The following is a 16,373-nucleotide window of genomic DNA, read 5'->3' on the forward strand; positions in this document are numbered from 1 at the left end:
ACTACGTTTAGCCCACAATCTTAACTGCATTTTCCTTTAGCTTTGTGACGAACTCTACGATCTGCTTTTGTTTTGAGATTTCAAACTGCTTGACAAAGCGTTTATTACCTTCATTTTAACATATAAGCCAACCTATGTCGTTTCAGGAAAACAAAAGCAGCTCAGCCGATTCAAAAATTAGGCTGGTTCCATTATAGCCAACCCCTTAAATTACCTATCACAAAAATAATTCAGGTTCTCTTCGACTAGCACAATCCTTTTCTAATTCCTGTTTATGTCTTAAATAATCCTTATCATCATAATACTTTGCATGGGTAGGACATTTTTTTATGCAAGCACAGCATTTAATACATATTCCATTTAATTTAGAAACATCATTAAAATCAATGGAGCCCATTGGACAGAAATTTGCGCAAACTTTGCAATTGGTACAATTACTATTTGTTTTTGGAGTAACCTTTCTAATATCAACTGAGCTACCATTTTTATCTTTAGGCATATAATATTTTCTATAAGGTTTATTCCCAGTGACATCGACCGATTGAATAATTTCAACTTGAGCTATTATTTTTTTATAAATTTGCTTGCTAAAATCACCTACTATGACCATATCCTTTTCATCCGGTCGGTTTTTGGCAAGGGTTTCAGAAAATGCGTGTTCTCCTATAAACGCTCCTCCTGCAATCACTTTAAAACCGTTTAATTCAAGTATATCTTTTAACTCTATTAAAGCGTCATCATAATTTCTGTTTCCATAAACAACTACAGGAATAGCCATTGCCCCATTACCCTTAATTGAATTTAAATAGTTTAGTAATATATTAGGCACTCTTCCTGCATAAACAGGAACTCCGATGATGACAACATCTTCTTCCTGATAAGAAATTTCTTCTTTTCTAACTGCCGGTAAAGTAAAATCAATACTATTAAAAGTAAATTTGCGATCACAATTTTCTATAATTCCTTTTGCTATATCAGATACTACTTTTTTTGTTGTACCCGTTGCAGAAAAATAGAGTGCATTTATTCTTTTTTTCATGTTTATTACCTCCTTTGAGGCTGTACCTCTTAGTTATAAATTTTCGGTATTAGCTAGAAATTTCCTTCTTATAGGAAATTATACCGAAAAATTAAACACTGAAAGACAGCCCAGCCGATTTATAAATTCGGTTGGGCCGCGGTTATTCCCTCACCTTCAAGATTTGTTTCCTTTTCCAGTAGAATATCAGCATAAGTAGAGCGGCAACGAGAGCCATGATTGAACCAAAGTAAAACGGTGCTCTGTTATTAACGTTATCATAGAGAAGACCCGCAATTACACTGGCTGGGAGGAGCGTTATTCCTACAAGACAATTGTACAGCCCAAGACCTGTACCTTTCTTATTTTTATCGATAAGGTCAGAAACCAAAGCCTTCTGGACTCCATCCGTCGCTGCACTATAAAGGCCGTATAAAGCAAAGAGTAGGATAAGAACACCTTGGCTGTTCGTCCTTCCAAAACCGAAGTATATAATTGAATAGAGTAAATACCCGAAGATGATGAGTCTTTCTCGGCCAATTTTATCCGATAATATCCCGGCGGGAACAGCGAATATCACTGAAACGGCATTGAATATTAGATAGATAATGGGGATAAACGCATCCTGAATTCCTATATCACTAGCTTTGATCAACAACAAGGCATCTGTCGAATTCCCTAGTGTAAATATAAAAACAATCCCTAGAAAAGCATAATATTTTGGAGAAAAGTCCTTAAAAGAAATTTTACCTAGGAGTTCCGCTTTATCTTTCTTTGCTTCTCTCACAAAGAAGATAATTGAAAACAGACCTAATAATCCAGGGATTGCTGCAAAAATAAATACCTTACGATAATCACCAGGAAATAGTAATAATATGCCCGCAGCTAAAAGTGGCCCAAGAATTGCTCCACTATTATCCATCGCTTTATGAAAACCAAAACTCCTCCCCTTTTCGTTCTCAGCTGAGGAGCCAGCAATTAAGCTATCTCGCGGAGCAGTTCTTATCCCTTTCCCGACCCTTTCAGTGAATCTGACCATCAGCACCTGCAGCGGAGATGTAACCATGGAAAACAAGGGAGATAGTATCGCTGTAAACGCATACCCTATGATCATAAAAGGCTTGTTTCTGCCAATTTTGTCACTCCACCAGCCAGATATAGCTTTAAGCACGGAGGCAGTGCTTTCCGCAATTCCTTCAATGAGAGAAAGCTCTGTTTTCGTTGCTCCTAAAGTCATTAGAAACAGCGGCATAATCGCATAGATCATTTTTGTTGTTGTATCCGTTAAAAAGCTGGTAATTCCGACGAAGAAAATATTATGATCTAGTCCCAGAATCCTTTTTCCCTTCCCTTTATTCTCATGATTGAATGCTTCAGAGTTGTTATCATTCATGTTGAATCCACCCTCACTCAATTCAATTCCAGCGTGTTTTATTCATTATGTTGATAAACCAGTTTACTATACCTTTCAAAGGCGTTCTTTATCTGCTCTTGGATTCCCTTAGCGAAATTTCTCTCTGAAGAATGAAAGATATCCCTTGCTTCAATCTTGTTATACCAGGATATCAGCTTCTGAAGCTCCTCCTCTTCCTCTTCAAGCTCAGCAAAGGTGAACTTTTCTATTGAGATTTCCTTTTCAATTTCTTTTAAATATTCCTCACATTCACTAATGCATTCCTTATACTCTTCATCTCTAATCGTGTTAAAGTTCAGCATTACTTTTTCTTCATATCTCTCTTCAACACATACGCTTTCCATCAGGAGCGCATCTCCACTGTTTATTTCAATTTCTTGTGCTATTTTCTGTAGAGCAGAGTAATTAATCTCATTGTAAGGCAAAATCCACATTGATTGTTGAACGTTCACTGCCCCTAATTTTTTGAGGCCCCTCCAGGTTGCTACTCGATATCTTGAGGGTTCCGTAGGTAGATTATAATTTAACACTAGCCATTTTCTTTTTTCCATACATACACTTCCTCTGTAATATCCGTTACATGAATATTATCATATTGTAATATCCGTTACAATAGATTATCATAAAAAAACCCGCCTTATGCGAGTTTAAACTAACTTTTCTATTACGGTCCCCTCTGTCGAATGTCCAGAAGTAATCCGAGTTATTATCTTTATAACTGTGGTATCCATAGATGCTTCATTCTTCAATCGAGTAGCTGGTATCCAAAAACTAAGGACCCTTCCCCTATTCCTTTTCAGGTATGAACTAATAATTTGCGCCTCATCAATATCCTGCTGTGACAAATTATGAGGTTCACTTTTATTCGTCACAAACGTATCCCGGATCAATCTTTTGAGGAACTGACTAGACTCTAGACTATTGCCCGTTTCTCTATTAAATACTTTTCCATAAAGTAGCTTGTTCCCTTTGATCAGGAACAATTTTGCAAATTCAGAGTCGATGAATTCAACTGCCAAGATATTCTTATTCTTACTCGATGATTGAACTAATCGCTGCTTTCCTATGACATGTCGAAGTCCTAGATAATACTCCCTGTATTGAGCCGCCTTCTCAAATTCAAGATTCTCAATGGCCATATCCAACCTTTGAGAAAGTTCCTGGATAGCTACCTTATCCTTCCCGTTTATGAGTTGCTGGATTTTATCGATATAGATCCTGTATTCCTCTGGACTTACTTGCCCGGTACAAACACCCAAACACTTTCCCAATTGCCAGTACAGACACCCATTTTTCCTCTTACCTAATCTTGGACTCGTACATTTTCGTATAGGATAGAAATCGTTCAAGTATTGTACTGCTGTCTCCACTTGATGTGTGCTGGTAAAGGGTCCAAAATATATTACGCCATCTTCTACTTTTTCATGGACTATAGTCAGTTTAGGATACTGTTCAGACGGTATCTTTATATAGCAATATTTTCGATCATTCTTCATCTGCCTGTTATACCTTGGTTTCACTTCCTTGATAAGGTGACATTCTTCTATGAATGCATCCAATTCCGTATCTGTCACTCCATAATTAAACGTATGAATATTTTGTATCATCTCAGCGACTTTGGGATCCCGATCCTTTTGATTCTGAAAATATTGCGATACCCTGTTCTTTAGGTTTTTTGCCTTGCCCACATAGATGATATTTCCCAGTGAATCAAGCATCCTATAGACGCCGGGTCTTTGTGGAAGTTGCTTGAGTTTTTCCTTAATAACCATATATTCTCCATACCTTTAGTATAAATGCTCTTAACATTATATCATCGTTTTTCATTTCACTGCCAGATGCATTAATTGTTCAGAACTTGACCTGATTCACTGCAGGAATTTTAGTTGTTTTTGTAGAAATACATGTCTCATAAAGCACGAAAGGGGTGCATTCTGATGGGTGATAAGAGCCGCCCCAAGAAAGAAACAAAAAAACCAAAGCAACCCAAAAAGCCGTAATAACTCTCGAGATCCTTTTCGAACTCAGCAAAATAAAGTAAAGCAAAAGGCGCCTCTCCAGGGAATTTACTTTCCTCTGAAGAGGCGCCTTTCATTCGAAGGGATACTTCTTCCTTGACTCTATTTCACTTCTTCGATTAAAGCCTTAAAGCCTGGCAAGGCTTTTTCAATGGTCTCATACGTCACACAGTAGGCGATACGAGCATACCCAGGGCAGGAGAAGGAAGTGCCTGGTACAATAAGAATATTCTTTTTCTTGGCTAGGTTGCAGAATTCGATATCATTCTCAATGGGCGTTTTAACGAACAGGTAAAATGCTCCCTCGGGTTTAATACATTGGTAACCGTAAGAGGAAAGCCCATTATAAAGAAGTTCTCGATTTCTATTATAGGTTTCTAGATCCACTTTTGCATCTAAGCACTTCGCAATCACTCGCTGGAATAACGACGGAGCATTGACAAAGCCTAAAATGCGATTGGCAATATTCGCTGCAGCAATAATATTTTCGTAATCTGCAACCTGATTAGGAATCACCAAATACCCTATTCTTTCGCCAGGTAAGGAAAGAGATTTGCTGAAGGAGTATCCGACAATCGTGTTCTCATAATATTTGGTTAGATAAGGAACTTCAACGTTATCATAAGCAAGTTCGCGATAAGGTTCATCTGCAATAAGATAGATATCTGTCCCGAATTCCTTCTGCTTCTCCCTCAGGATGTCTGAAAGCATAATTATGGTTGCTTCCGAGTAGATAACGCCAGTTGGATTATTAGGTGAATTGATGATAACCGCTTTAGTTTTCGGGGTTATCTTCTTCTTGAATTCTTCTAGATTAGGCTGAAAATCAATTGTATTTGCAGGAACGACAAGCAATTCACCCTCATAGTTACTGACATAGTTTCTGTATTCTCCAAAAAAAGGTGCGAAAGTAAGGACTTCATCCTTCGGGTTAAGTAAGGTTTTGAAAATAACGTTAAGCCCGCCTGCTGCGCCGACCGTCATGAGAATATTATCTTGAGTAAAAGCGGTACTGAATTTATCATTGATAGATTTTGCAATTGCTGCTCTTACATCTTCATAACCTGAGTTATTCATGTACCCATGTATACTAAGAGCATCTTCCTTATTGATAATCTCAATAATCGCCTTTTTCACTTCTTCAGGGGATGCAACATTGGGATTTCCAAGGCTAAAATCATAGACATTTTCCGCTCCGTGAATTGCAGCTAGTCTTTTTCCTTCCTCGAACATGGCTCGAATGATTGAGCTGTTTTGTACCTGTACTTGCATTTTTTCTGATATCATGTCGATCAACCTTTCTTATATAACTCTCCATGAGAGCTGTAGTCCTGTCTTCATCTCACCACAGAGTATTACGTGTCTCCTCAAAATCTCTGTTATACTATTATTTTACTACATAGAAGTGTATTAGTATACCGTTTGAATCCTACTGTCTTGGCTGAAATTATTCCTGGAAGCAGCACGCGGCGAATTAAAAAGACACCAAGGAATGCACTTGGTGTCTTTCGCTATCTCATCCTACAACTATTATGGCTTTGTTTGGCAGACATGCAGCTAAATCCCCTTCTTTATTCAACCATCCTGCCTTTACACAAATTTGATCTCGGCAATCTGATTTTAAGAACCGAATTCTTCCTGGCTCTACTTGAACGACAACATTAACTCCCTTGAGTTGTATTTCTCTAGTTTCCTTTTCAGAGGCAAGGTTAATGCTCTCAACTTGTTGCTTATTCTGAGTAATTACAGCTACCCTTTGGTCAGATCCCTTCGAACCCCGATTACAGCCGGCTAATAAACCTCCTGTAGTTAACAAAGCAATAGCTGCAACACTTCCTCTTAGAAAAGTTCTACGGGATATCTTAATTTTTGACTTATCCTTATTGCACATGTAGCCTTCTCCTTATTACATCTGTGTCAAGGTGCGTTTTAAAAATTCCCGGGTCCGCTCTTGGGTTGGATTATTGAAGATTTGCTCGGGACTTCCTTCTTCAGCAATAACTCCTTTATCCATAAATACTACACGATCAGATACTTCCTTTGCAAATCCCATCTCATGAGTCACTACTAACATGGTAAGGCCCGTTTCAGCAAGTTCCTTCATAACTTTTAATACTTCTCCTACCATTTCAGGATCCAGGGCTGAAGTTGGTTCATCAAACAACATAACATCTGGATCCATCGAAAGTGCACGAGCAATAGCCACACGTTGCTTTTGTCCACCTGACAACTGTCTTGGTTTTGCGTTAATATATTGTTCCATTCCAACGACTGTCAGATATTTCATAGCAACCCTTTCAGCCTCAGCTTTGGAACGTTTCAACAATTTTATCTGCCCCACGACACAGTTGCTTAATACATTATGATTATTAAACAAGTTAAATTGTTGGAATACCATGCCCAACTTCGTTCGGTAGGCGTAGATATCATGTTGATCATCTAAGATATTTTCTCCGTTATAGATGATTTGGCCCCCACTTGGTTTTTCCAGGAGATTAATGCAACGAAGCAGAGTAGACTTTCCCGATCCGGAGGAGCCAATGATGCAGACCACTTCTCCTTTTCTTACCGAAAAATCAATGTCTTTCAACACTTCATTCGTTCCAAAGGATTTGCTTAGATGTTGGATATCAATTACCTTTTCCAAAGTCTCTCCTCCTTCTCTAATATTTGTTCCCATCGCTATTTTTCATTCGACGCAGCATATCTTCAGTTGTTTCTACCTGCATTTGATTGCCAATCATAATGAAATTCTCTGGACCCTCAAGCCTTCTTTCAATATAACGCAAAATCCGTGTAACTGTAAAGGTCATGATAAAATAGAGAATACATGCCACGAAAAAAGATTCGAAATATCTGAAGTTATTCCCTGCGACGGATTTGGTTTGGAAATATAGCTCCGATACTGCAATTACATTAAGCACGGAAGTATCTTTAATATTAATGACGAATTCATTACCCGTTGCCGGTAAAATATTACGAATAACTTGAGGTAGTACAACATTGACCATCGTTTGAACATGATTCATTCCGATAGCATGAGCAGCTTCAAATTGTCCTCGATCGATTGAAACAATACCGCCGCGAACAATCTCTGACATATAGGCCCCAGTGTTGATGGATACAATAAAGATTGCTGCCACGAACTGGTTCATTTGTATACCAAAGGCCTGTGCAGAACCATAATAGATAACCATTGCTTGTACAATCATTGGGGTCCCACGGAAGAATTCGATATAGGCTGAAAGAATCGTATTAATAACTTTGAGAATAAACCTTTTTGGCCCACGTTCAGGCATCGGAATTGTACGGATTACCCCAATTAATAAGCCAATTACCGAACCTATAATAGTACCAATTATAGAAACTACTAAGGTCACACCTGCCCCACGAAGGAACATTGGCCAGTTATTTGAAAGAATTTTTATTACCCACTCTAAGGACATATTTTTCCTCCTTAAAAAACATCATAAAACCGACTGCATTAAATGTAGCCGGTTTCAATGATCTTTATTCAGCCGCAGTAATTCTTATTTTGCTGCTGGTTGATTCTTAATAGCAGTATCCATAATACTTGTACGATCTTTGTCTGAGATTCCTGCTAAGACTTCATTGATTTTTGGAGTTAATTCACTACCTTTTGCGACACCTACAGCGATTGCCGTATCATCTGGTGATGTAACAAAACCGTCTTTAAATTCTACCATCTTGAAGTTCTTATTGGCAGCAGAGGCGCTTACGCCTTCTGGGCGTTCAGACACGTAGCCATCAATTATTCCTGATTCGAGAGCAACTCTCATTGCAGGGAAGTTATCCATAGCTTGCTTCTTATCTACACCTTTAATCTGATCGATTACTGTATAGTGGAAGGTGTTGAGTTGCGCAGTTATTTTTGCCCCTTTAAAATCTTGAATGGAAGTAGCCCCATCAAATTTCCCGCCATTTTTAACAACCATGACTAAATCTGATTTATAGTAGATATTTGAAAAGTCGATGGTTTGCTTACGTTCTGCTGTGGGTGACATACCTGCGATGATTGCATCAATTTTGCCAGAAGTTAATGCTGGGACAAGGCCATCCCATTCCGTTTTAACAATAACTAAATCTTTTCCTAAACCTGCAGCAATTTTTTTAGCGATTTCTACATCATATCCACCAGCATATTCTGCATTGCCATCAATCTTAACCCCTCCGTTGGATGCATCCTTTTGAGTCCAGTTGAAGGGTGCATATCCAGCTTCAAGGCCTACCTTGAAGGTTCCTTTTGCAGCGGCAGGGGCCTTTGCGCTTTCTGAATTACTACTTGATCCGCATCCTGTTAATAACATCATCACGGATAGAGACAGTGCTAAAAATAATGATAATTTTTTTCTCATGATAATCCTCTCCTTCTTTTCTATAAAAATAATAGTTTGTTGTATTTTTAAATTCTTTAGGCATTTTACTAAACAAAAAAGACCTGAGTTGAACTCAGGTCGCATATGTATAGTTGCCCCTAATTCCCCCTTCTTATCCCAAATGAGATAGCACAACTCAATAAACTGGGAAGCTTATTGAGACAGTCCTGCAATTCTTAACTGCAGACCCAGCATGTAACAATGAGATTATTACAAGCTTCGGCGACCTTTCCTTCTCCTTAGTATCACTGCGTCTCAAACTCCACTAAAGACTGTTAAATGTCGCGCCTCTACCTCACCTATAAGAGTGAGGCCTTATTAAATTATACATTTACTCTACAGTAACATATTATTTCTGTCAACCTAGCTTTGAGGTTTTTCCATAGGAAAAACACCAAAAACACATCGATACCACTTAGATTAGTGGTATTAATATGTTTCCTATGGTTTTAATCCGTTACCCTTTCAAGGCAAAGTACTACGATATATCGCTTGAACTCGATGATGAACTGAAAAAGGTAATTAGTCAAACCAAATCTAACTTAATCAAACTTAATCCAACTGAATCAAACCAAATCCAACTATTTTTCTTGAATAGTTAGTCAATTTAATCTATAATGACCGTAAAAACTACCACTATAGTAATATTTATCTCAAATCCTGGAGGTGAAAGATTGAACAACTTGTCTCCCCTAACTGTCGAGGAAGCAGCAAGACTCTTAAAGGTGTCAAAGTACACCCTCTATGAACTGATTAAGCGTGGGGAAATTCCGGTACAACGCATTGGCCGGCAAATTCGTATCGATCCGGAGATCCTCTATCGCTCACTTCAAGGAGGACTTTCTCCAGATCAGACTTCGCAACTTCACAATCCTGCGGATTCGTTGGTTTCTGATCAGATGATACCTACAGAGATTCTAACTCCTTCGCATGTACACTTTGTTGGGAGCCACGATCCCGTTGTCGAGTTGCTTGCTGATTTTTTAAAGCATTCCTCTATCCCCATGGATTTCCATCTTTCTTTTAAAGGAAGTATGGATGGGCTTCTTTCTCTTTTTCGCCGTCAAGCCGATATCTCTGGAATCCATCTTTGGGATGAAAAAACGGGAGAGTATAACCTACCTTTCGTTCACTATGTTCTTCCCGGAGAATCGGTAACTCTTATCAACTTGGTTCAACGAGTTCAGGGGCTGATAGTGCAACCTGGAAACCCCTTGAAGCTTCAATCCTTGGAGGACTTACAGAACGACAACGTGCGATTTATAAACCGTCAAAAAGCCTCTGGCACCCGTTTAAGGCTGGATGCCGCCTTACGTGCCGCTAAAATCTCACCCGCCGCAATTCTAGGTTATGAAAACGAAGAGCAAACCCATTTTGGAGTCGCGAGCTGTGTTGCCAATGGTCAAGCGGATGTGGGAATAGGTGTTCAATCTGCCGCCCACCGGATGGGCCTTGATTTTATTCCCCTCTTTAACGAACGCTATGATTTGGTCACTTTGCATGAGGTAACCAAATCAGAAGTATGGAAGATGATCCTTCATATATTAAACTCTTCTGCTTTTCAGATTGCGATACAGCGACAAGTGGGGTATGATACTTCTTCTACTGGAAAGGTCATGTTCGAAACGGGTCCTTGAATCAGGGAGACAGGTTTTTCAAAAAGCAAAAGGTACGGTACTTCTGGGTACAGGTCGGCTTTGCTTGAAGATACTGTAGAGCTTGTATAAATGAGAGGAGATAATATTAAATGAAAAAATCACTTCAGAGAATTATTTTAATCATGTTAACCTTTACACTTGTACTTACAGGATGTGGAACTGCTACTACTACACCGAATACAACTAATACGCAAACTTCACAAACCCCAACACCCTCAAATCCGGACATTATCCTAGCAACCACGACGAGCACTCAAGATAGCGGACTTCTCGATGTCCTTATTCCGAACTTCGAAAAGAAAACAGGTTATAAAGTGAAAACTGTTGCCGTGGGTACTGGGGCAGCACTAGCCATGGGAGAAAAGGGTGAAGCAGATGTTCTTCTAGTGCATGCACCAAGCTCGGAGAAGAAATTAGTGGACAATCAAACGGCTATTAACTATAACCTAGTTATGCACAATGATTTCGTCTTTGTCGGCCCTTCTTCTGACCCAGCTAAGTTTAAAGAAAAAAAGACTTCCTTAGAAGCCTTGAAGGCTATCGCTGATAGTCAGTCTACTTTCGTATCGCGTGGCGATGACTCAGGAACAGATAAGATGGAAAAGGCTTTATGGACAAAAGCCAACCTCAAACCCACAGGAAATTGGTATCAAGAAACGGGCTCTGGAATGGGTCAAACTTTAACGATTGCCTCAGATAAGGCGGCTTATACTCTGACCGATCGCGCGACCTTCCTCTCGATGCAAAAAAATCTTAAACTTGATATTCTCCTTCAGGGGGAGTCCGCCCTTCTCAATATCTATCATGTCATGCAAGTAAATCCTGAGAAATTCCCTAAAGTTAATAAAGACGGGGCAAAGGCGTTCGTTAGCTTCATGATTGACCCAGAGACACAGAAAGTCATCGGAGATTTTGGCAAGGATAAATTTGGTCAATCCCTGTTCTTCCCCGACGCGGGCAAAAAAATGGAAGATCTCAGTAAGTAATCTGAAATGATACTCCTTTGCTATACGTTAAAGAATGAGACAATAGGGTGAACCTAGAAAGGTGAGCCAGAGGAAAGGGAATGTGACAGCATGGAAATGATAGGGCAGGGGATTCTTGCGGCCTTTCGCTTGCTCATTACAGGTGACCCTGAGGTCTTAAAAATTACACTTTTAACTCTTAAGGTGTCAGGAACGGCAACACTTATCAGTCTCTTGATTGGGATCCCCTTAGGTACCTTACTCGCCCTTAAACCTTTCCCCGGCCATAGAGTGATCTTAAGTGTCGTGAATACCGGAATGGGACTCCCCCCTGTCGTTGTAGGTCTTTGGGTTTCTATCTTTCTTTGGCGTTCAGGTCCTTTTGGTTACTTAAATATCATGTACACACCGATAGCAATTATCATTGCACAAGCGGTGATTGCTTCCCCAATCGTCATAGCCTTAACAAGTGCCGCCCTCCAACAAACCGATCCGAAGCTTAGATTACAGATCAAAGCACTCGGGACGACTCGACTGCAATATCTCTGGTTACTTCTGAAAGAGGTCCGATTTTCAATTTTGGCTGCGATTATTGCAGGCTTTGGTGCGGTGGTCTCCGAAGTAGGAGCATCTATGGCGGTCGGTGGAAATATCAAAGGTCAAACTCGAGTTTTAACGACGGCGACGGTTCTCGAAGTATCCAAGGGGAACTTTGATATTGCAATCGCCTTGAGCATCATTTTATCCCTACTTGCCTACTTTGTTACTCTTTTCTTAACCCTCCTCCAACAAAAAAAGCAAGGAGCCTAACCCCCATGCTGAAAGTACAAAATATTTCTTGGCAGATAAATAACAAAACTATTCTCGAGAATATTAACTTTGTTCTTCCTCCTGGGGAATGCTTAGGGCTTGTTGGCCCGAATGGTTCGGGGAAAAGTAGCTTATTAAAAATATTAGCTCTTTTAGAATCACCCTCAAGTGGGGATATTTGGCTTCAAGGGCAGCTTATCTCTAAAAAAGTTTCGCTCGATATACGACGCAGGATCGCAATCGTTTTCCAGGAAGCCCTTCTTCTAGATACCAGTGTCTGGGAAAATATCGCGATTGGGCTCAAAATCAGAGGTGTTCCAAAAGGTGAAATCAAAAGTCGGGTGACCTATTGGCTGGAGCAATTTAGGATAATTCATCTTACCAAGCAACCTGCTCGATCCCTTTCGGGTGGGGAGGCTCAACGGGTTAGCTTAGCTAGGGCTTTAGTTTTAGAGCCGGATATTTTGTTTCTTGACGAACCCTTCTCTGCCTTGGACGCCCCGACAAAAGAAGCCTTAAGAACCGATCTGGCACAGATCTTTCGAACTACAAAGGTTACAACGGTATTAGTAAGTCATGATTTTGATGATATACGACGATTAGCCCAAAGAACCCTGTTACTAATCCAAGGTAAGATCATTGCTGACGCTACCCCTTCTGACCTCTTATTAACGCCTCAAAGCGTCGAGGTAGATCAGTTCCTTGCTCATTGGCGCACAACTTTGAATTGAATTTCCAAACGTAAAAGCGGATCAAGAACTTTCTTGATCCGCTTTACGTTTAGAGGTTGGGACTAAGACTTATAAGGCGTTCTTATAAATCTGAATAACATCATCGAGAGTGGCTAGCCGAGGGTTGGTTAGACTGCAGGCATCTTTCATCGCGTTAATCCCCATAGTTTTCAGGTCTTCCTCTTTCACTCCAAGTTCAGTGAGACCGCTTGGGATATTGATATCCTTCGACAAGGTTGAAATTGCAGTCAGCGCCTTCTCTGCGGCCTCCCGAGCGGATAAGCCTTTTACTTCCTCACCCATCGCTTCTGCGATATCTACAAATCGATCGACATTCCCAATCAGGTTAAAACGAGATACGTAAGGTAGTAGTATGGCGTTACAGACGCCGTGCGGAAGATTATAGAAGCCTCCTAATTGATGTGCCATCGCGTGAACATAACCTAAGCTGGCATTGTTAAATGCCATTCCAGCAAGGAACTGGGCGTAAGCCATTTGTTCACGTGCTTCGAAATCACTGCCATTAGCTACCGCGCGACGGAGGTACTTACTAATGAGCTTCATGGCCATTAACGCAGCAGAATCTGTAATCGGTGTGGCTGCAGTAGAAACATAAGCCTCGACAGCGTGGGTTAAAGCATCCATCCCAGTTGCCGCAGTCAGTCCTGCTGGCTTTTTCATCATGAGCAACGGGTCGTTGATGGAGACATTCGGTGTAGTATGCCAGTCAACGATTGCCATTTTAATATGACGATCTGTATCGGTAATAATGCAGAAACGGGTCATTTCACTGGCTGTCCCGGCAGTCGTGTTAATCGCTATCATTGGCACCATCGGCTTTTCGGATCGATCGACTCCCTCGAAATCACGAATGCTACCCCCATTCCCTGCGACGAGACCCACACCTTTGGCACAGTCATGTGCAGATCCTCCCCCGAGGGACACAATCATATTGCAGCCTTCTTTTTCGAAGATCGCTACACCCTCATGAACATTCTTATCGGTAGGATTCGGTTCAGCTCCCGGGTAAATTACGACTTTAACCCCTTCAGCTTCGATAATGTCCGCAATTTGTTTTGCCATGCCAATTTGATTGAGATAAGCATCTGTTACTAAAAGGGCAACTTCCCCCCCTAAAAGTTTTGCTTGTTTTCCAGCTTCTTGCACTGCTCCAGCACCCATAAGGTTAACCGTTGGCATGTAATAGCCATACACTTGTTGAATGACAGCCATTGATCTCATCCTCCTCAATTTTCTTTTCCCGTTGGGGATATATGCTTTTATATAAATGCAATAAGCATGCCAAATAAGATGCTTGTTCAAAATATAACTAATAGGGTGAATATTCGGAAAAATGGGGCTATTTTAAGTCACTGTCTTTGACTTGAAGAGATACCGCTGCGGTCCCTGCTCCATTTTTACACATTGTGATTAGAACAGTGTTCTGAGTTGGAGCACTAAAGTAGTGAGAAAAAACCTGAAGTACATAAGAAAAGGCCCATGAGCGGCATCCTGTGCTTAGTAAGGAAACTAACGACCTTGAGAATAAAACAAGTTCTAACTTGAAATGATATTCTTATATGAAATCTGGCTGGACTAGCTAACAGAATAAATTTCTTGGAGGTTGCAGAAGTGAAAATCTATCGTGTCAACATGTCAAATTTGTCGTTTGTAGCGGAGGACGTACCAGCAGAGTGGGAAATGCTCGGGGGGCGGGGCCTAACTTCAGCCATAGTCGCCAAAGAAGTAGTACCAACGTGCCATCCTTTAGGCAACAAAAATAAATTAGTATTTGCACCGGGATTACTAACGGGAACCATGGCTGCTAACTCCGGACGCTTATCTGTGGGAGCCAAGAGCCCTTTAACTGGCGGTATTAAAGAGAGTAACTCGGGAGGAACCGCAGCCCAAAGATTGGCTAAGCTTGGCGTTAAAGCCTTAATAATAGAGGGCATTCCAGAGGGAGACAAGTGGTATTGCCTTCATCTTCATAAAGACGGTGTGGAAATTAAAGAAGAGACCGAACTCCTGGGTAAAGATAACTTTGAAGTAATCCATACTCTAACCTCCAGGTATGGAGAAAATACTGGAGTAATGACCATTGGTAGGGCTGGAGAATACAAAATGTCTGCAGCAAATATTTCTATTAAAGACCCGAAGGGCCACCTCCGTAGTGCTGGACGGGGTGGACTTGGGGCTGTAATGGGTTCAAAAAGGATTAAGTTCATAACCCTCGACGATAATGACGGGGCAGGGATTGATGTTCTCAACAAGGATAAGTTTAAGGAAGCAGCTAAAATTTTCAATAAGGGACTACTTAGCCATCCTGTAAGCGGTAATGCTCTTCCCAAATACGGGACCAGTGTACTTGTAAACATTCTTAATGAGGTTGGTGGACTACCTACCAAGAACTTCCGAATGGGCCAATTTGATGGAGCGGAAAAAATTAGTGGTGAAACCATGTATGATACCATCATGAGCAGAAAGGGCGATCCTACACATGGCTGTCATGTTGGGTGTGTAATTCGTTGCTCCCAAACTTATAATGACATAGACAATAAATACCTTACCTCTGGTTTTGAGTATGAGACAATTTGGGGACTTGGGGCGGGTTGCACTGTAGACGATCTCGATATTATTGCCCATGTTGACCATATTTGCGATGATATTGGCATCGATACGATTGAAACTGCTGGAAGTATGATGGTGGCCATGGATGCTGGTATCCTTCCCTGGGGGGATGGTAACGGAATGCTAAATTTGTTTGAAACCGATATTAAAGAAGGCACTCCCCTTGGTCGTATCCTTGGCAATGGAGCTGAATTTACGGGTAAAGCCTTTGGAATCACCCGGGTTCCGACGGTTAAACACCAAAGCATGCCGGCCTATGATCCACGGTCCATTAAGGGTATCGGTGTAACCTATGCTACGTCTACTATGGGTGCCGACCATACCGCGGGTTATTCAGTTACTGCGAACGTTCTGAATGTGGGTGGACGCGTAGATCCCTTGTCAAAAGAAGGGCAGATTGAACTTTCTAGAAACCTACAGATTGCCACTGCTGCCATCGACAGTGCAGGCCTATGTGTTTTCACAGCCTTTGCCATAGTAGATTATGAACCTGTCTCTCACGCCCTCGTCGACATGATTAACGCTCAATATGGTACAAACTGGACCGTGGACGACTGGTTTAATCTGGGTAAATCTGTACTAAATACTGAACGGGCTTTCAACCAAGCTTCAGGATTCAGCAATATCGACGACCGGTTACCGGAATTCTTTAATGAACCGGTACCTCCTCATAACGCCACTTGGGATTTTACGGATGAGGAGCTTGATCAGGTTTATCAATTTTAGAATGA

The 16,373-nt window shown here is 40.9% G+C and carries 15 protein-coding genes and 1 riboswitch; of the genes, 5 read left to right on the top strand and 10 right to left on the bottom strand.

What is annotated here, in order from left to right; genetic code table 11:
• Positions 1 to 217 precede the first annotated feature (217 nt).
• The 9 genes from ACZ42W_RS15650 to ACZ42W_RS15690 all read right to left on the bottom strand — a co-directional run bounded on the left by ACZ42W_RS15650 (position 218) and on the right by ACZ42W_RS15690 (position 8,826).
• Positions 218 to 1,039 carry an EFR1 family ferrodoxin gene (locus tag ACZ42W_RS15650; RefSeq protein WP_464166209.1) on the bottom strand — a complete coding sequence of 274 codons (822 nt, stop codon included), beginning with the start codon at positions 1,037 to 1,039 and terminating at the stop codon, positions 218 to 220.
• Between the two features lie 142 nt (positions 1,040 to 1,181).
• Positions 1,182 to 2,411, bottom strand: coding sequence for an MFS transporter (locus ACZ42W_RS15655; protein WP_464166210.1), 1,230 nt, complete (start codon positions 2,409 to 2,411; stop codon positions 1,182 to 1,184).
• 38 nt (positions 2,412 to 2,449) lie between these two features.
• Positions 2,450 to 2,983, bottom strand: a complete 534-nt coding sequence (locus ACZ42W_RS15660; protein ID WP_464166211.1) for a Chromate resistance protein ChrB — start codon at positions 2,981 to 2,983, stop codon at positions 2,450 to 2,452.
• Between the two features lie 96 nt (positions 2,984 to 3,079).
• Positions 3,080 to 4,204 carry a GIY-YIG nuclease family protein gene (locus tag ACZ42W_RS15665; protein WP_464166212.1) on the bottom strand — a complete coding sequence of 375 codons (1,125 nt, stop codon included), beginning with the start codon at positions 4,202 to 4,204 and terminating at the stop codon, positions 3,080 to 3,082.
• Positions 4,205 to 4,552: 348 nt separating this feature from the next.
• Positions 4,553 to 5,737: a pyridoxal phosphate-dependent aminotransferase gene (locus tag ACZ42W_RS15670; protein ID WP_464166213.1), complete on the bottom strand. Its 1,185-nt coding sequence runs from the start codon at positions 5,735 to 5,737 to the stop codon at positions 4,553 to 4,555.
• Positions 5,738 to 5,966: 229 nt separating this feature from the next.
• Positions 5,967 to 6,341 carry a NusG domain II-containing protein gene (locus ACZ42W_RS15675; RefSeq protein ID WP_464166214.1) on the bottom strand — a complete coding sequence of 125 codons (375 nt, stop codon included), beginning with the start codon at positions 6,339 to 6,341 and terminating at the stop codon, positions 5,967 to 5,969.
• Between the two features lie 15 nt (positions 6,342 to 6,356).
• Entirely contained in the window at positions 6,357 to 7,097 is a 741-nt protein-coding gene (locus tag ACZ42W_RS15680) for an amino acid ABC transporter ATP-binding protein (RefSeq protein ID WP_464166215.1), read from the bottom strand.
• A gap of 16 nt (positions 7,098 to 7,113) precedes the next feature.
• On the bottom strand, positions 7,114 to 7,896 hold the full coding sequence (locus tag ACZ42W_RS15685; protein ID WP_464166216.1) for an amino acid ABC transporter permease: 783 nt from the start codon (positions 7,894 to 7,896) through the stop codon (positions 7,114 to 7,116).
• A gap of 84 nt (positions 7,897 to 7,980) precedes the next feature.
• On the bottom strand, positions 7,981 to 8,826 hold the full coding sequence (locus ACZ42W_RS15690) for a transporter substrate-binding domain-containing protein (protein WP_464166217.1): 846 nt from the start codon (positions 8,824 to 8,826) through the stop codon (positions 7,981 to 7,983).
• 140 nt (positions 8,827 to 8,966) lie between these two features.
• Positions 8,967 to 9,148: riboswitch (Lysine riboswitch) on the bottom strand.
• A 373-nt stretch (positions 9,149 to 9,521) separates the two neighbouring features.
• On the opposite strand from ACZ42W_RS15690, the gene ACZ42W_RS15695 reads away from it, so the two are divergent.
• The 4 genes from ACZ42W_RS15695 to ACZ42W_RS15710 all read left to right on the top strand — a co-directional run bounded on the left by ACZ42W_RS15695 (position 9,522) and on the right by ACZ42W_RS15710 (position 13,011).
• Positions 9,522 to 10,484: a substrate-binding domain-containing protein gene (locus tag ACZ42W_RS15695; protein ID WP_464166218.1), complete on the top strand. Its 963-nt coding sequence runs from the start codon at positions 9,522 to 9,524 to the stop codon at positions 10,482 to 10,484.
• 110 nt (positions 10,485 to 10,594) lie between these two features.
• Positions 10,595 to 11,491, top strand: coding sequence for an ABC transporter substrate-binding protein (locus tag ACZ42W_RS15700; protein ID WP_464166219.1), 897 nt, complete (start codon positions 10,595 to 10,597; stop codon positions 11,489 to 11,491).
• Positions 11,492 to 11,581: 90 nt separating this feature from the next.
• Positions 11,582 to 12,280, top strand: a complete 699-nt coding sequence (locus ACZ42W_RS15705) for an ABC transporter permease (protein WP_464166220.1) — start codon at positions 11,582 to 11,584, stop codon at positions 12,278 to 12,280.
• A 5-nt stretch (positions 12,281 to 12,285) separates the two neighbouring features.
• The gene (locus ACZ42W_RS15710) at positions 12,286 to 13,011 is read left to right on the top strand and encodes an ABC transporter ATP-binding protein (RefSeq protein WP_464166221.1); all 726 of its coding nucleotides are present in this window, start codon (positions 12,286 to 12,288) and stop codon (positions 13,009 to 13,011) included.
• A 69-nt stretch (positions 13,012 to 13,080) separates the two neighbouring features.
• Here the strand turns inward: ACZ42W_RS15710 and ACZ42W_RS15715 are convergent, their stop codons facing one another.
• The gene (locus ACZ42W_RS15715; RefSeq protein WP_464166222.1) at positions 13,081 to 14,244 is read right to left on the bottom strand and encodes an iron-containing alcohol dehydrogenase; all 1,164 of its coding nucleotides are present in this window, start codon (positions 14,242 to 14,244) and stop codon (positions 13,081 to 13,083) included.
• A gap of 399 nt (positions 14,245 to 14,643) precedes the next feature.
• Between ACZ42W_RS15715 and ACZ42W_RS15720 the strand changes: the two genes are divergently transcribed.
• The gene (locus ACZ42W_RS15720; protein WP_464166223.1) at positions 14,644 to 16,368 is read left to right on the top strand and encodes an aldehyde ferredoxin oxidoreductase family protein; all 1,725 of its coding nucleotides are present in this window, start codon (positions 14,644 to 14,646) and stop codon (positions 16,366 to 16,368) included.
• Positions 16,369 to 16,373 lie beyond the last annotated feature (5 nt).

Source organism: Desulfitobacterium elongatum, from assembly GCF_055378975.1.

Bases quoted from the DNA above. Each gene is read 5' to 3' on its own strand.
- ACZ42W_RS15650 (WP_464166209.1), bottom strand. From the start codon at position 1,039: ATGAAAAAAAGAATAAATGCACTCTATTTTTCTGCAACGGGTACAACA.
- ACZ42W_RS15655 (WP_464166210.1), bottom strand. From the start codon at position 2,411: ATGAATGATAACAACTCTGAAGCATTCAATCATGAGAATAAAGGGAAG.
- ACZ42W_RS15660 (WP_464166211.1), bottom strand. From the start codon at position 2,983: ATGGAAAAAAGAAAATGGCTAGTGTTAAATTATAATCTACCTACGGAA.
- ACZ42W_RS15665 (WP_464166212.1), bottom strand. From the start codon at position 4,204: ATGGTTATTAAGGAAAAACTCAAGCAACTTCCACAAAGACCCGGCGTC.
- ACZ42W_RS15670 (WP_464166213.1), bottom strand. From the start codon at position 5,737: ATGATATCAGAAAAAATGCAAGTACAGGTACAAAACAGCTCAATCATT.
- ACZ42W_RS15675 (WP_464166214.1), bottom strand. From the start codon at position 6,341: ATGTGCAATAAGGATAAGTCAAAAATTAAGATATCCCGTAGAACTTTT.
- ACZ42W_RS15685 (WP_464166216.1), bottom strand. From the start codon at position 7,896: ATGTCCTTAGAGTGGGTAATAAAAATTCTTTCAAATAACTGGCCAATG.
- ACZ42W_RS15690 (WP_464166217.1), bottom strand. From the start codon at position 8,826: ATGAGAAAAAAATTATCATTATTTTTAGCACTGTCTCTATCCGTGATG.
- ACZ42W_RS15700 (WP_464166219.1), top strand. From the start codon at position 10,595: ATGAAAAAATCACTTCAGAGAATTATTTTAATCATGTTAACCTTTACA.
- ACZ42W_RS15705 (WP_464166220.1), top strand. From the start codon at position 11,582: ATGGAAATGATAGGGCAGGGGATTCTTGCGGCCTTTCGCTTGCTCATT.
- ACZ42W_RS15710 (WP_464166221.1), top strand. From the start codon at position 12,286: ATGCTGAAAGTACAAAATATTTCTTGGCAGATAAATAACAAAACTATT.
- ACZ42W_RS15715 (WP_464166222.1), bottom strand. From the start codon at position 14,244: ATGGCTGTCATTCAACAAGTGTATGGCTATTACATGCCAACGGTTAAC.